This is a genomic window from Aeoliella sp., assembly GCF_965227375.1.
In the GTDB taxonomy this organism is placed as follows: domain Bacteria; phylum Planctomycetota; class Planctomycetia; order Pirellulales; family Lacipirellulaceae; genus Aeoliella.
The window spans coordinates 3,377,125-3,391,365 of sequence record NZ_CBDDFX010000002.1 but is presented as its reverse complement, the minus strand read 5'-3'; the positions used below and the strand labels follow the sequence as shown (position 1 = coordinate 3,391,365).

Here is a 14,241-nt window from a genome sequence, read left to right as displayed (position 1 = left end):
CTGCTCGCGGCTTAGCCGCTTGAAGTTTTCAATTGGACTCTACATCTAGGCAACGTGTGCCGCGATGGGAGCTGCATTGCGGCCAGCAATGTAGCCACGACAACCTTCCGCGCCGCACGAGCACTCGAACGCGCGGAACAGCACGTCTTCGGTCTCGTTGTAGTCCATCGTGAGCAGGTCGCCCGGCTCGATGTCCTTCACTGCGGTGAAGAGTCGCGTTACCGGATCGAGTCGCGAGTTCGGCTCGCAACAGTGCAGCACCCGACCGGCGAAGTCCGGGTCGTCCAGGTGCCACCGCTCGTCCATTTGCAGGCTGTACAGCGTCATTTCCTCGGTGAGCGTGCCATTCATGCGGAACAGCACGTCGCCAGCCTTGAAGGCGCGCAGTACCAGTACGCCCAAGCCGCGCGTCGCGTCGACTTGGACCACCCGGAAATCCTCGGCCGCAGGTTCGTCCGGGATCACGGGTAGGGATTCGGGATAGATTCTTGTCATTTTCGGTAGATCAGCTCCGTCTGAATGGTCGTGGGGGCAAGGTATTCGTCGAGCACGCGGCGCACCGTCGACTCCTCGAACGTCTTGCAGCTGAAGACATCGAGGTACATATCGCGGTGAGCGTCGTTGGTGTGGAACATGATCGCGCTCGTCTCGATCAGTTGCACGCCCGACAGTCCAGTTTCGATCCCGCCACCAAAGCGGGCGACAATCGGTGGTCCGTAGCGGACCATGTCGATCTCGTCGGCCATGGTCTGCAGGAAGTGATACATGCTCTCGATAGAGAGGATGTTTTCGTTGCAGCCCAGTGCCGTCACCAGCAGGTGCTGCCCGTAATGGGCCTCGCCCTGATGTTGAATTCGGCGGTATTCGGTTAATACCTGCATCTTGCGTAACAGCTCCGAAACACGAGAGATGGAAACCGGCGTCCCCTAGCGCTCCGATAGCGCAGAACCTTCCGGCAGAGTGAAAGCGATCAACCGCCAAAAATTGAGAATGCGGTGCCTATGGTGGCCGCTTCTTCGGCCAGGCGGGTGAGAAAAACATTCACAAAAACGGTCCACGGACAGAGCCGTGTGATTGCGCAAATGTTATCGCCCACAGAGCGGGTCGTCTATAGGGATAGGGGGAAGATTTTCCCATTTTCCCCGCGGCGGGAGCTAGCAGTTTGAGCGAAGCGTCATCAACGTGTTGCGACCAGCCGACGAGCTACGCCTCGTCGGACGTTGCCTCCCGCGCAGAATTCTCCGACGAGTCGTAGCTCGTCGGCTAAGGGGCTACGGACCCAAAGTACTCCTTCGCCCCCTCCAGCACATTGGCCGCGGCCACCGAGGCCAAGATAAGCCCCATCACGCGGCTGATGATGCTCGCGCCGCCGGTACCGATCACGCGGGCGATCCAGCCGCCGATCAGCATCAACCCGCACGCGATGGCCAGCACACTGAACATCACGACCGAGGTAAGTACCTGATCCATGATGGTGTGCACGTCGTTCTTGGTGAGCAGCACCACGGCCATCATAGCCCCAGGCGAGGCAATCGACGGCGTGGCCAGCGGGTAGATGGCGATGTCGTGCACGCTGCGGAGCATCTTGGTTTCGCTCTCCGGCTTGCTCTCACCGAATACCATGGTCAGGGCAAACAGGAACAGGATAATCCCGCCGGCGATCTGAAAAGCCGGCATCGGCACTCCCATCGCCACAAGCACAACCTCGCCCGCGACGATGAAGAACAGCAGAATCAGCGCCGCGGCCACGGTGGCCACTATTGCAATGTGCCGCCGCTCGTGCGGCGAGCGGTTCGACGTGGCCGAGATAAACACCGGCACCGTGCCCACCGGGTCGATCACCGCCCACAGGAGGACGAACTTGCTGATGAGGTCGGGAGTAACTTCCATGAGAACTCGTTTTGGTCGTGGTGGTTCCTGGGGCCGGGCGTATTGTAGATGAAAACGGGGCGACGTGGGAGGACGATTCACCTGGCCCCCCATCAAGGTGAGCCTCAGGCCCATGGCGCGGCTGCTGGATGCGCATGCCGCCTGAGTCGATTCAGTTGTCACCCGCGTGGCGCGGGAACATAATGCATGGATGCTGGCTGTGCTTGGTTCCAGACTCTAGAGAAATCGCAATGAAAGCCAAAGGCTCGCCACGTGTCGCTTCGTATCGTCGAGCGATTAGCTGCATCGTGGCGGTTTTGCTGCTTCCGTTGATCCACAGCGGAACCAGTTGTGCCGAGCCGCTCACGCTCGAGGAACTTCGCGCCGCCCGCGAACTGGCAAAGAACCGCGAACGCAAGCTGATCTACAACAACGACGGCGGCGACGTTCTCTACGGCGAGCAGCATACCCCTCAGGGGCTGCTCGACGTGCGCACCTCGGGCGTGGCGGGAACGCAGTTGGACTCGATCTTCTACACGACGCGAAGTTCCGGATTTGGTCTGTTCACCCACAACACGCAGGTGGGAGAAGTGTTCACGAGTACCGGCGGCAGGTACAGCAACAACATGACACAGGACCTGATTGACCAGGGGACCGACGTGCTGGAAGTGATGAGCAACTTTGCTCGAACGAACGACATCGAGATCTTCTGGTCGATGCGTATGAACGACACGCATGACGCGTCGGGTGAATCGGGACTCTACGCGTTTCCTCAACTTAAAGTGGATCACCCTGAGTGGCTGATGGGAACCAAATCGAATCCGCCTGCCCACGGTGCCTGGTCGGCCATCGACTATGGCGTGGAGGAGGTCCGCGATCTCGCCCTGGCTTACGTCGAGGAAGTTTGCCAGAACTACGACATCGATGGGGTGGAACTGGATTTCTTTCGGCACCCCTTCTTTTTTCGCTCCCACACCTCTGGCGGGACCGCGACTCAAGCGGACCGCGACCAGATGACGCAGTTGATGCGCGACATCCGCACCATGACCGAACAGGTCGGCATGCAGCGCGGCCGACCGTTCTTGGTGTCAGTGCGAGTACCAGATTCGCTTGGTTTTTCGAGCGATGTCGGCCTGGACGTCGCCGAGTGGTTGCAGGAGGATTTGGTCGACATGATGACCTTCAGCGGTTACTTTCGCGCCGAAGAGTGGAGTACGTCCGTCGCCTTGGGGCAGCAGCACGATGTGCCCGTCTATGCCGGTTTGAGCGAGTCGCGGATGAGTGGCAGCGCAGGTGCGGTGCGTGACTCGCTCGATGCGTACATGGCGCGCGCGAGCGGTGCGTGGCAAGAGGGCGTTGATGGAATCTACATGTTCAACTACACCGACGACCACAGTGAGCTGTGGAACCTGGTCGGCGACGATGCCACACTGCAAGGGGTGAGCAAGGTATACACAACGGGTGCTCGCGGCGTGAAGTACATGTCCAGCGCGCTGTCAGGCGGACTGAACTACTTGAATCGCACGGTGGTCTCGCCGGAACGCACGATGAGCATCGCGCCCAGCCAGTTCAAAGACATACCGCTCACGATTGGCGATGATCTATCAGCCTATGCGGCTTCGGAAGTTCGCGTGAAACTTCGGCTGCAAGTCGATAATCTACCCGGCGCCGAACAACTCAATGTGCAGTTGAACAACCAGTTGCTGAGCGGCGGAGTGTTATCAGGCGGTTACCTCGAATACACCGTGGAGCGGTCGCTGCTAAACAAGGGCGCGAACAGCTTTCGCATCGCCAGCGACGCTTCGTTGTCGGGCAACGTGATATTGGAGGATTTGCTGCTCTACGTGACTTTTCGTCCAACCGGCATCGCGATACCTCGACTGTACGAGCCTTTCGTGGTGGTCAACCCGCCCCATGGCGAATTGGGAGAATACGGCGTGGGCCCGCTCCTGGGGAGCAATCCCGAGGGAAGCAGTTTCCTCGGTGCGTGGCAGCAAGGGCAAGGAACCACTCCAAACGCCTTCCAAGTGGTTGGTGCAGGTTTGACGTACCCAGACGTGGATGCTCGCGATGGAGCGGTTCGTTTCACTTCCCCATCGGCAATCTCCGGTACCGAGAGCATGACGCGCGCGTTCGATGCGAGCGATCTCACTACCGAGGATCGCACGTTCTATGTCACCGGCCTGATGAGCTTTGACGAGAACTTCTCCACGACCTCGGACTCGCTCGCCCTAACCGGGTTGCTGAACGCCGAGGAAGGCGATCCCAGCGTGCCTTGGACTATCGGCCTGCAATGGGGATTTCAAGGCGATGGTTCCGGCGGCGTCGATGCGGTGGTGCGGTATCGCGACAATGGCTCACCGAACCCAGTTGTCACCTCGATCGTTGGTGACAATCTCGAACCCGGCACGCATCTGTTTGTCATGCGAGTCGATGTGGATACCTCTGCTTCGACAGATAGTCTCTCCATCTGGTTGAACCCCACGGACACATGGTCCGAGGGTCCTCCTTCGTTGTCGCTCGACGGGGCATTTTGGTTGCTCCCCACGACGGACCCGAATCGCTTGATCGACACGCTGGTGCTTCGCGCTGCCAACATCGGGGCCGCCGCAGAAGTGATGTTCGATGAGATTCGCCTGGGAGACAGTTGGAGCGATCTGTTTTTGCCGATCTCCGAGGTACTGCCGGGCGACTACAACAACGACGGCGTGGTGAACCTGGCCGACTACACCGTGTGGCGCAACAACATCGGCGCCCCCGCCGGCACGCTGCCCAACGATGTCGACAACACGACCATCGGCGCCGCACAGTACGCTACCTGGAAGGCGAACTTCGGCAAGGCACTGTCCACTTCCGCCGGGACCAATAGCCTCGCAGTGCCCGAGCCAATCGCCGTGCTGCTCTGCGGGCTGTCGGCAATCGTGTAGGTGCAGACTTGTAAATGGCGCGTCGTGTCAAAAAAACGCGGTTGAACCGAGACCGGGTTTTGGTCCAATAGAGTGGTGAAAATAGGTTCCCAGCGGGCTCTTTGGCAATCTGGTTCTGCAATTCTTGGCTGACTGCTTAGCTCTTTAGACCGGCGCCAATCCCTCCGGGCGCTGACGCTTCCGGCTCGCCGTTGGTGGACGAATTTTGTCACCTCGGAGGGTTTTGTCGCACCTGCGGTGAACCGAGCGCAACAACTCGCGGCGTTACGAGTTTGCCGATCGACGTAACATCGCGGTAGGCAATGACTTGCAAGTAATGTCGCTGTGGACCATCGAAGGAGTTTTGTCGCAGGTAATCGTTTTGTCGCACCAGTGCGACATTATGTGCGACAAAACCTGTGACTTTACGCTTCGTCGCCGGCGGCGATTTGGGTGAAGCTCTCGTACCGGCGGGTGTCGATGCGGCCGTCGGCCACGGCGTCTTTCACCGCGCAGAAATCTTCGTGCGTGTGAGTGCAGTCGGGGAACCGGCAACGCGAGACGTAAGGCCGCAGTTCGCGGAAGAAGCCGGGGACTTCCTCGGGGATGACGTCCCACAGTTGAAACTGGCGGATGCCGGGCGTGTCGATCACGTGCCCGCCACAGGCCAGCGGGAACAGCTCGGCGGTGGTAGTCGTGTGGCGGCCTTTTTGCGACTCGCTGCTTACGGTTTGCACGCGGAGGCCAAGTCCCGGTTCGATGGCGTTCAGTAGCGACGATTTGCCCACGCCCGACTGGCCGCTGAGCACCGTGTCGCGCCCGGAAAGGAGTTCGCGCAATTGGTCGATGTTCTGCCCTGTGGTGGCCGAGACCAAGAGCACTTGGTAGCCGAGTTGGCTGTACACGCCCACCAGCGGCATCAGATCGGCCGGCTCCACCAAGTCGATTTTGTTGATGCAGACGACCGGGCGGATCTCGGTCTTTTCGGCGGTGAGCAGGAAGCGGTCGATCAGGTTGGGTTTGATGCGCGGTTCGGCGGCGCTGGCGACCACCACGATCTGGTCGACGTTGGCCACCAGCACGTGCCGGCGGCCGCGACTGGTGCGAGAGAGCAGTCCCTGCCGCGGCTCGACGCGCTCGATGATGCCTTCGCCTTGGCCCTCGGGCCGGAACCAGACGTGATCGCCCGCCGCCACGACGTGACGTTGATCGGTGGCGAGCGTTTTCAAGAGTCGTCGCGTAGCACAGGAGAACAACTCACCTTGCTCATCACGAACGATGCTCACCAAACCCTGCACGCGAAGCACTCGTCCAGGGCGGCAGACAGTGGTATCGACTTCCGGCAGGATGTACTCGCCGGCTTCGTCTTCGACCACTTCGCCGCCGGCTACAGTGCGTTTGCGCGTCAGCGCGCCCTTGCCGCTGATCCGCTCGCCCTGCAGATGATCCTCGGCCGCTTCGTCACCGTAGTGGCGTGTCAGATCGTTCTCGCGCGTCCGCACCTCGCGGTTCTTGCGAAACGATGCGCGGACTTTCTTCTTCTTGCGAGCCATAAAAACGAGCCAATGTCCAACGACCGAACCGCCAATGACCAATGCACTGTTTGGTCATTGGTCGTTCGACATTGGCCATTCGCGTCAGACAGGTTTGTCGGGCAGGTCGATCTGCCCGGCTTCTTGGTTGGTGGGATCGTACCGCTTGCCGGGTTTCTCAACTTGGCCACGGGAGTTGCCATCGAGCCCCGCGCGGGACAACAGCGACTCGCCCATGATCTCGCGAGTGAGGGTATCGTCGGGCGGAGGACCCACGGCACCCAGGTCGGCGGGCGAATAGCTTACCTCGTAGCGATGCTTGGCGACGTGCAGGATGTCGCCCGGATCCAGGCGCTTCTCCTGCACACGCACGTTGTTTACTTTAATACCGTTGCGACTCCCCAAGTCGCGCGCATACCAGTAGCCACTGTCGAGAGTCAACTGACAATGGTGAGCCGACACGTTGGCAAAGCGGAGAACAATATCACAGCTTTCGCGTCGGCCAACGAGTAACTGCTGCTTCTTGAGGGGAATGGTATCGCCTCCGCCCATGGGGATCAGTTCCCCATATTCGGCGTCGAAGCCTTGCATGGTTGACCTCACTAGAAGAACACAAGAGTATAAATACGAATCAGGATGAATGGGCCAGAGGGCCGACTTTGCGGTAGTCGCCCGGCCGGTCTTGCCCCGTCCGACCAGGCGATGCGGACCCTTCCCATTTGAGGAAATAATGGCCCGCGTCAAAGCCCTCCGCCAACCCCCTAATTTATTCGTCGACCCAATTGCAGTCAACCAAACCACTTACGTCGGCCGATAATTTCCCCGCCTGGCGACAGTCGGGATTGCGGTATTACAGCTACCGCTTCCGACTGCGCGAACTTTTCGGGCATCGGGTGCAGAAGGTGAGCATCGATGCGGGGTTCACCTGCCCCAACGTCGATGGCACCGTGGCCAAAGGAGGGTGTACGTTCTGCGACAACCGCAGTTTCAGCCCCAGCCGCCGGTTGCCGCGTGCCGATATCCGCGGCCAGATCGACCAGAGCCTCGCCCGCATGCGGGTGCGGTACTCCGACTGTGAGCATTTTCTGGCCTATTTTCAGCCGGCGACGAACACTTACGCCCCCGTGGACCGGCTGCGGGCGTTGTACGAGCAGGCCCTGGATCATCCCCAGGTGGTGGGGCTGGCGATCGGCACCCGGCCCGACTGCGTTCCAGATGAGGTAATCGCACTACTTAACGAGTTCGGCGAGCGGACATACCTCTCGGTGGAATACGGGATGCAGACCATTCACGATCGGTCGCTCGACTGGATGAACCGCGGCTGCCACCACGACTCGATGATCGACGCCATGCGTCGCAGCGCCGGCTGCAAGTTCGAAATCTCCGCCCACGCCATTTTGGGGCTCCCAGGCGAGTCGCACGACGACATGCTGGCCACCGCCCGCGAGCTGGCCAAGTTGGATGTCGATGGCGTGAAGCTGCACAACCTGTACTGCGTGAAGAACACCAAGCTCGCCGATCAGGTCGCCGCGGGCGAGGTGACCTTGATGGGCCAGGAAGACTACGTAAAGACGGTGGTCGACTTTATGGAGCTGTTGCCACCGACGATGGTCATCGAACGCATCAGTGGCGACGCCCCACCCGACTACTTCATCGGCCCCGAGTGGTGCTTGAACAAAGGCGCGGTGAAGCGGGAGATCGATGCAGAGTTCGAGCGGCGTGATACCTGGCAGGGGAAGTATTGTAACTCGACTCTCCGAGTCGAAAGCGATACCAAGCAGGCAGCAAGCACACCAATCCCAACGGAACCAACCACTGTTGCCTCAGATCGAACAACCCGTCCCGCATTCCAGACCTTCGACCCCAAGGCAGAGACTCACCGCACGGAGCGGAAGCTTCCCCATTGGTTTCAACCCGGCGTCGCGGTGTTTGTTACCTTTCGCACCATCGACTCCATGCCCCGCGAGGTTGTCGAACGGTGGCAGTCCGAGCTTCGGGAGTGGCTTACCCGAAACAAGTTGAATCCCAAGGTCGCCAGCGATTTGTCGTTACTGCGCGATGTGCCCGCTGCACTTGCGAAAGAGTTCCGGCGTCTGCGAGACCGACTATGGCACTACTCGTTGGACGAATGCCATGGAGCGTGTGTGCTCCGGCGACCCGAACTTGCCCAGATTGTCGGCAACTCGATGAAGCACTTTGACAACGACCGCTACGATCTTGATAGTTTCGTGGTGATGCCGAACCACGTTCATGTGCTACTGCAGTTCAGGCCGCCACACACATTGGCGAAGCAGACGTCTAGTTGGCTCCGCTTTACGGCTCGGCAGATAAACGCATCGCTCAGTCAGCATGGCGCATTCTGGCAAGCCGAACCATTCGATCATTTGGTGCGAAGCCCAGAGCAGTTTGAGTATCTGCAGAACTATATTGAGGAAAATCCAAGCAAGGCGAATCTCGCGCCCGGTGAGTACTTGTATTGGAAGAGATCAAGTGAGTAGCACCATCCTTGTTTACTTTGGCGTTGGGCAAGGCTGTAACAAACTTCATTCGACAGGGACTGTCGAGCTACAATGAGAAAAAACCATGAGCGTAAGTGACCAACTCAGCCAAGGCGTGCGGCAGGGAGCATGCCGTGCACTGGATGGTTCGATGAAGAAGATCGGCCACTGCCTGGATCAACTGAGCGAAGAGCAAGTGTGGTGGCGGCCGGCCGAGGAGATGAATTCCATCGGCAACCTGATGCTGCACCTGGCTGGCAACTTGCGGCAGTGGATTGTGGCCGGCGTGGGCGGGGCGGTAGACAACCGCGACCGCCCCGCGGAGTTCGCCCCCAAGCGTACGGGGTCGAAGGAACAACTTTGGAACCAGCTCGAACTGGTGGTTGAAGAAGCCAAGCAGGCGATCTTCGCCACTAGCGACGCCGACCTGATCCGCCTGCGACTCATCCAGGGCTTCGAAGTCTCGGGCATCGAGGCGGTGTTCGACAGCGTCCCTCACTTCCAGGGCCACGCGCAGGAGATCATCTGCCTCTCGCGAATGCAACTGGGGGAGCGCTACGAGTTCAACTGGGAGCCATCGTCGCCGGACGACGGGGCATAGATTCGGTGCATCGACTCGGATGATTGCACTCAAGCGAGAGCCAGAACAATAGCACGAAAGGCGCCAATATGATGAGCAACAGGTACTCCACTTGTCAGCTGCTCTGTGCTGCGTGTATCGGGTTGTTCCTGGCGAGTGAATCGCATTCGGAATCTTCGACAACTGCCTCCAGTTGGGTCGATATCGACGGGGTGGAGTATGGGGCCAAGCCAGATGAACGAGGTCCTATTGGGGGCGGATCGGGCTACACCGATATTGTCTCGGCCGGCGACTTTACCGTTCGCACGGTGGATCAATTGCTGGACGCTTTAAAGCAGGCAAAGCGTGGCGATGTCGTCTATCTTCCAGGCGATGTGGAAATGAACCTCACTGCGCTGGTCTACATCGATCGCCTGGTAATTGAAATTCCCGCTGGCGTGACTCTGGCAAGCAATCGGGGCGAGCAAGGCTCGCAAGGCGCACTGCTGGTCTGCGACGCGCTGGACACGCCAGGCGTATTGAGGCCGATGGGTCCGGAAGCGCGTGTGGCGGGGCTCCGGCTCCAGGGGCCGAATAACAGGCGGTACTTGGATCATCACAAGCGTTCGTTCGGGAAAGGTGGCAAGGGCCGTGACTACTACTACAAGCTCCCCACATCCCAAGGCATCGTCTGCGATGTACCCAAGCTTACCGTCGACAACTGTGAGATCTCGGGCTTCTCGCATGCGGGTATCTACCTTCGAGGCGGCGATGGCCACTACATCCACCACAACTACATTCACCATTGCCAATACAATGGCTTGGGCTATGGCGTTTGCCATGCAGATGCCCAGTCGGTCATCGAGTACAACCTGTTCAACTGGAACCGCCACTCCATTGCAGGTACAGGGCAGCCAGGATGTAGTTACACCGCGAGGCACAATGTAGAGCTTGGTGAGTCGCTTAGCCATTGCTTCGACATGCACGGCGGACGTGATCGCAACGATGGCACAAACATCGCCGGCACGACTATCCGGATTGAAAACAACACGTTTGGTGCTGCAAGGTTGCCAATCAAGATCCGGGGCGTGCCTGAACAGAGGTGTGACGTGACGAAGAACTGGTTTCCGAACCACAGGTCTCCAAGTGACGCCGTCGTTGCTGGCAACAAGACTTATGCGTCCGATAACGCCTGCGGCGCGCAGCCGGAAGTGAGGTGACGTATTCGTCGGTTCATCTATCTCCCTCTCTGTGAATCACCATGCAACGCACCACCATCCTCCAAGACCTGTTCGCCCACAACGATCGGGCCAACGCCAAGCTCTACGCCCTGGCGGCCGACCTCAGCGATGAACAACTCGACGAGCCGCGGGAGATGGGGTTTGGGTCGCTTCGCAATACGCTGTTTCACATGCTCGAGGCGGAACGCGTATGGCTCGGGCGGTGGCGCGGGGAGCCAGGTCCGCCATTGGAGCGAGATGCCGCTGGATTGCCGATCGAAGAGATCCGCACGCGGGCGATTGGTGTGGCGGCGGAGCGGAACGAGTTGTTAGTGCGCGAAGCGGCCAATGGCTTCACTCGCCAGGTCACCTTCAAGGACAGCAAGCAAAACGAGTGGTCGTTCGCGCTGGGCGACTTGATGAACCACGTGGCCAATCACGGCATTCATCATCGCGCGCAGGCGCTCAGCTTCTTGAAGTCGTTCGGTCGCAAGGTGCCGGGTGGATTGGACTACCTCTTCTATAAGATGGCCCATCCTTCGCACCCGCTGCCCGATGAGAGCCTCGAGCCGCTCCGCAGCTATGGTCTGGAGGCAGCGACCGACGAAGGCCCTGCGCCGCAGTTCGATCGTTCGCGCATCGAATTCTACTTCGCGTACAGCGAGTGGGCCATGCAGCGGGTGTTTGCCGGCGCGGCGGAACTCGATGAGCCGCTGCTGGATCAGCCGTTCGACATGGGTTCCGGCTCGCTGCGCAAGAACCTGCAACACATGATCGACGCCGAGCGGTGGTGGTTGGGCAACTGGGCGGCGGATCGTGCCCCGTTCCCACGCGACGAGCCGTCGCAGTCGCTGCCGGCGATGCGCGAGCAGTACGCCAAGCTGGCTGGCGAGCGAAACCTGTTTATCGAGAGCCTCGACGCCGAGTCGGCCGACCGCATTGTCTACGTCACCGCCGGTGGACCCGATTCCTGCTTCCGCGTTACCGAGTCGCTGGTGCAACTTTGCGGACACGGCACGCACCATCGAGCGCAATGCTCGAACATGCTGCGGCAACTGGGGATCACGATCGGTTGGCTCGATATCATCCAGTGGTTGCGAGAACAGTAAGGATAGTCGCCATGCTCCAAGGTCTCGCGATCATGATGCTGTCGATTCTTGCCGCTGTGACCTACGGCGTGGTGCACGACCAATTCACCGCACGGATTTGCATCGAGTACTTCACCATCGGCCACCCGCCGATCTTCACCGTGCCCGTCACGTCGCCCACCATCATCGGCCTGGCGTGGGGCGTGATCGCCACCTGGTGGGTGGGAGCAGGCCTCGGTATCCCACTGGCCATCGTCGCCCGAACTGGTAAACGTCCGCCGCGCGACGCCCGTTCGCTTGTCAAACCGATCGTTGTGCTGATGCTGGTAACCGGCGCGCTAGCCGCACTGGCGGGCGTCCTGGGATACTTTGCTGCCAGCAGCGGGAGCGTGATACTGCTGGAACCGATGGCGTCGCGCGTGCCAGCCGATAAGCACGTTGGGTTCATCACCGACCTATGGATCCACCTGGCCAGCTACTTGTTCGGCGCGGTCGGCGGCTTGGTGCTGATCGTGCAGACCTGGCGTTCGCGGGGGAAGGTAGGCTAGGACCTTATCCTGTTAGTGTGGGGACTTTGCAGATGGTGAGCACCGCGTTGACGATCCCCATCAGTCCCTCACCAGCGATCAAACCTGAAGCGATGGCAAAATCGAAGTTGCGGCACGATTGCGGTGAGATCGCTCTCCAGATCAACCAGATCACCAGACCGTAGAACATCACGAGCGAATAGTAAGGTGGCACGATGAATGCGATGCCGAGCGCCAGGCCGCTGGGTACGTAGGGTGCAATGGAGCGGATGCGTCGTAGCGAAGCCAATGCAACGCCCACGACCGTGGCCCCGGCTACGAAGTGCAGGCTGTAGTCCGGTAATTCTCCTAGGCCTTTGGTAAGTAGCTCGGCCATCGCTTTCCAGGCGAATGCGGCTGGTGCTGGCAAGTCGCCGTCTTCGCCCAACTTATAGGCGTCCGTGAACAACAAGTAAGCTGGTACGACAAACACAATACCTGCAAGAATGCCGATAAGTTGGGCGATGAACTGCTTGCGCGGCGACGCACCGAGCAAGTGTCCCGTTTTGAGGTCTTGCATCATGTCGGCCGCTTGCGATGCGCCGGAGCCCGTAATCGCGGCGCACATCAAGTTCGTTGAGATCTGCCCTGGAGCAAGACCGCCAAATACAAGTTGGGTTACTTTCCCCATACCGCCAACTGGGTTGATATCGGTTTCGCCGGTGGACCGTACCGCCACTACCGAAAGAACCGACGAGAGGGCAATGGCCAGCAGTGAGAAGTACCAACTGATGCCGAAAACCGTTTGGGCGATGACCATGGTTAAGATCGATCCGAAAGCCAAACCACCAATCCACCAACTGTTCGGAATCGATTCGGCGGAGTGGTCTCGTCCCCCTTTGGCGGCAGCGGCAACACCCTGAAACGCGCGTAGAAATGTCCGCCAACTGAAAGCTACGCTGGACAAGGCTTCGCTGACCATGAGTGCCACGCCAGGCCACAGCAGCCATCCTTGGGGGCCATCGCTGTAGCTGGTTACTTTTCCTGTCGCCCACTCCTGCGACTGCGCGAAGGGGCCAAGGATACCCCAACCGATAATCGCCCCGCCCAGCAACGAGAGGACTACTCGGGGGCCAATCAGAAAGCCAGCTCCTAAAAGCGCCGGTCCCAGGTACACCTTGAATCCCCAGGCGGCTGCAGTCGCCAGCAACGCAATACCGGTCCACTCGGCTATCGGTGGGTTTTCGAGTTGAGGCACAAAATAACTCGCCAACGTGAACAGGCCAGCGAACAAGCCGGAGAAGATTAGCACTCGTGCTTTGGCAATAGCGACCGATGCCTCGCTATACATGGCGGTGATAGTCTCGGCGGTGGCGGTACCGGTTGGAAACTTGAGCTTGTCGACCAGCACCATCTGACGACGCAGCGGCACCGCAAAGAACACTCCCAGGAAAGCAATTGCTAGCGCCCACAACGTCAATTCCCACCACTCGATCTGATAGTCCATGAGTTGCATGGCGGGAATGGCAGCCACTAGCCCTGCCGCCGAAGCCATGGAGCCAGACGCCGATCCCGCTGTTTGTGCAATGTTTGTCTCCATAACGGAGAGTCGGCGATTGATCACCGCAAAGAAAGAGAACCCCAGCACGGCCGAGACAATCGACGCGCCAAAGCTCCAACCGATCTTCAGCCCCATGTAGATGTTCGTACAAGCGATGATGCCACCAACCAGACACCCGACAATCACAGCTCGCGCGGTGAGTTGCCGTTCTCCCGGCTGGGGCGTGTAGAGGGGAGCGTCTTCGACGACCTGTTCATCGGGAAGGTCGGGCGAGTTTTGCGGAGAAGCGAAAGGCGGGTGTTCGTCCATAGCGGAGGAGGATTCGAGGTGCGAGTGGCAAACACGGATCGGCGGCCCTGGCGACGCAGTGGGCCCAGCAAAGTAGCCAGATTGTAGCACCTGGCCCCCGTCGCCACGACGCCTCTTTGCCGCCCGAATCGCGAACCTCTGCGGCGTAGAAGGCCTCTCTTGCAGCACAGGAGCAATTCGGGCATGATATGAG

Annotated in this window: 12 protein-coding genes; 6 read left to right on the top strand and 6 right to left on the bottom strand. The window is 59.6% G+C overall.

Annotation, left to right across the window (positions count from 1 at the left end; genetic code table 11):
• Positions 1 to 45: 45 nt before the first annotated feature.
• The 3 genes from ACQK2L_RS26435 to ACQK2L_RS26425 form a co-directional block, all read right to left on the bottom strand.
• Complete coding sequence (locus ACQK2L_RS26435) at positions 46 to 495, bottom strand: hypothetical protein (protein ID WP_425400049.1); 450 nt, start codon at positions 493 to 495, stop codon at positions 46 to 48.
• Positions 492 to 881 carry an S-adenosylmethionine decarboxylase gene (locus ACQK2L_RS26430; RefSeq protein ID WP_425400048.1) on the bottom strand — a complete coding sequence of 130 codons (390 nt, stop codon included), beginning with the start codon at positions 879 to 881 and terminating at the stop codon, positions 492 to 494. The genes ACQK2L_RS26435 and ACQK2L_RS26430 overlap by 4 nt, the downstream gene beginning before the upstream one ends.
• 382 nt (positions 882 to 1,263) lie before the next feature.
• Positions 1,264 to 1,890, bottom strand: a complete 627-nt coding sequence (locus ACQK2L_RS26425; RefSeq protein WP_425400047.1) for a MarC family protein — start codon at positions 1,888 to 1,890, stop codon at positions 1,264 to 1,266.
• Between the two features lie 230 nt (positions 1,891 to 2,120).
• Here ACQK2L_RS26425 and ACQK2L_RS26420 point away from each other — a divergent pair, with 230 nt between their 5' ends.
• Entirely contained in the window at positions 2,121 to 4,796 is a 2,676-nt protein-coding gene (locus ACQK2L_RS26420; protein WP_425400046.1) for a hypothetical protein, read from the top strand.
• A 404-nt stretch (positions 4,797 to 5,200) separates the two neighbouring features.
• Here ACQK2L_RS26420 and rsgA read toward each other — a convergent pair whose 3' ends face one another.
• Both rsgA and ACQK2L_RS26410 read right to left on the bottom strand, forming a co-directional pair.
• The gene (rsgA, locus tag ACQK2L_RS26415; protein WP_425400045.1) at positions 5,201 to 6,328 is read right to left on the bottom strand and encodes a ribosome small subunit-dependent GTPase A; all 1,128 of its coding nucleotides are present in this window, start codon (positions 6,326 to 6,328) and stop codon (positions 5,201 to 5,203) included.
• Between the two features lie 84 nt (positions 6,329 to 6,412).
• Positions 6,413 to 6,898, bottom strand: coding sequence for an FHA domain-containing protein (locus ACQK2L_RS26410; RefSeq protein WP_425400044.1), 486 nt, complete (start codon positions 6,896 to 6,898; stop codon positions 6,413 to 6,415).
• Positions 6,899 to 7,089: 191 nt separating this feature from the next.
• Here ACQK2L_RS26410 and ACQK2L_RS26405 point away from each other — a divergent pair, with 191 nt between their 5' ends.
• The 5 genes from ACQK2L_RS26405 (at position 7,090) to ACQK2L_RS26385 (ending at position 12,220) form a co-directional block, all read left to right on the top strand.
• Positions 7,090 to 8,805 carry a TIGR01212 family radical SAM protein gene (locus tag ACQK2L_RS26405; protein WP_425400043.1) on the top strand — a complete coding sequence of 572 codons (1,716 nt, stop codon included), beginning with the start codon at positions 7,090 to 7,092 and terminating at the stop codon, positions 8,803 to 8,805.
• An 85-nt stretch (positions 8,806 to 8,890) separates the two neighbouring features.
• Positions 8,891 to 9,406, top strand: a complete 516-nt coding sequence (locus ACQK2L_RS26400; RefSeq protein WP_425400042.1) for a DUF1572 family protein — start codon at positions 8,891 to 8,893, stop codon at positions 9,404 to 9,406.
• 287 nt (positions 9,407 to 9,693) lie between these two features.
• Entirely contained in the window at positions 9,694 to 10,584 is an 891-nt protein-coding gene (locus ACQK2L_RS26395) for a right-handed parallel beta-helix repeat-containing protein (protein WP_425400041.1), read from the top strand.
• Between the two features lie 41 nt (positions 10,585 to 10,625).
• Positions 10,626 to 11,693: a DinB family protein gene (locus ACQK2L_RS26390; RefSeq protein ID WP_425400040.1), complete on the top strand. Its 1,068-nt coding sequence runs from the start codon at positions 10,626 to 10,628 to the stop codon at positions 11,691 to 11,693.
• A gap of 11 nt (positions 11,694 to 11,704) precedes the next feature.
• The gene (locus ACQK2L_RS26385) at positions 11,705 to 12,220 is read left to right on the top strand and encodes a hypothetical protein (RefSeq protein WP_425400039.1); all 516 of its coding nucleotides are present in this window, start codon (positions 11,705 to 11,707) and stop codon (positions 12,218 to 12,220) included.
• Positions 12,221 to 12,224: 4 nt separating this feature from the next.
• Here ACQK2L_RS26385 and ACQK2L_RS26380 read toward each other — a convergent pair whose 3' ends face one another.
• On the bottom strand, positions 12,225 to 14,048 hold the full coding sequence (locus tag ACQK2L_RS26380; RefSeq protein WP_425400038.1) for an OPT family oligopeptide transporter: 1,824 nt from the start codon (positions 14,046 to 14,048) through the stop codon (positions 12,225 to 12,227).
• Between the last annotated feature and the right edge of the window lie 193 nt (positions 14,049 to 14,241).

Excerpts from the sequence above, each read along its gene's own strand:
- ACQK2L_RS26425 (WP_425400047.1), bottom strand. The coding sequence starts at position 1,890 with ATGGAAGTTACTCCCGACCTCATCAGCAAGTTCGTCCTCCTGTGGGCG.
- ACQK2L_RS26420 (WP_425400046.1), top strand. The coding sequence starts at position 2,121 with ATGAAAGCCAAAGGCTCGCCACGTGTCGCTTCGTATCGTCGAGCGATT.
- ACQK2L_RS26385 (WP_425400039.1), top strand. The coding sequence starts at position 11,705 with ATGCTCCAAGGTCTCGCGATCATGATGCTGTCGATTCTTGCCGCTGTG.
- ACQK2L_RS26400 (WP_425400042.1), top strand. The coding sequence starts at position 8,891 with ATGAGCGTAAGTGACCAACTCAGCCAAGGCGTGCGGCAGGGAGCATGC.
- ACQK2L_RS26380 (WP_425400038.1), bottom strand. The coding sequence starts at position 14,048 with ATGGACGAACACCCGCCTTTCGCTTCTCCGCAAAACTCGCCCGACCTT.
- ACQK2L_RS26430 (WP_425400048.1), bottom strand. The coding sequence starts at position 881 with ATGCAGGTATTAACCGAATACCGCCGAATTCAACATCAGGGCGAGGCC.
- ACQK2L_RS26435 (WP_425400049.1), bottom strand. The coding sequence starts at position 495 with ATGACAAGAATCTATCCCGAATCCCTACCCGTGATCCCGGACGAACCT.
- ACQK2L_RS26410 (WP_425400044.1), bottom strand. The coding sequence starts at position 6,898 with ATGCAAGGCTTCGACGCCGAATATGGGGAACTGATCCCCATGGGCGGA.
- ACQK2L_RS26390 (WP_425400040.1), top strand. The coding sequence starts at position 10,626 with ATGCAACGCACCACCATCCTCCAAGACCTGTTCGCCCACAACGATCGG.
- rsgA (WP_425400045.1), bottom strand. The coding sequence starts at position 6,328 with ATGGCTCGCAAGAAGAAGAAAGTCCGCGCATCGTTTCGCAAGAACCGC.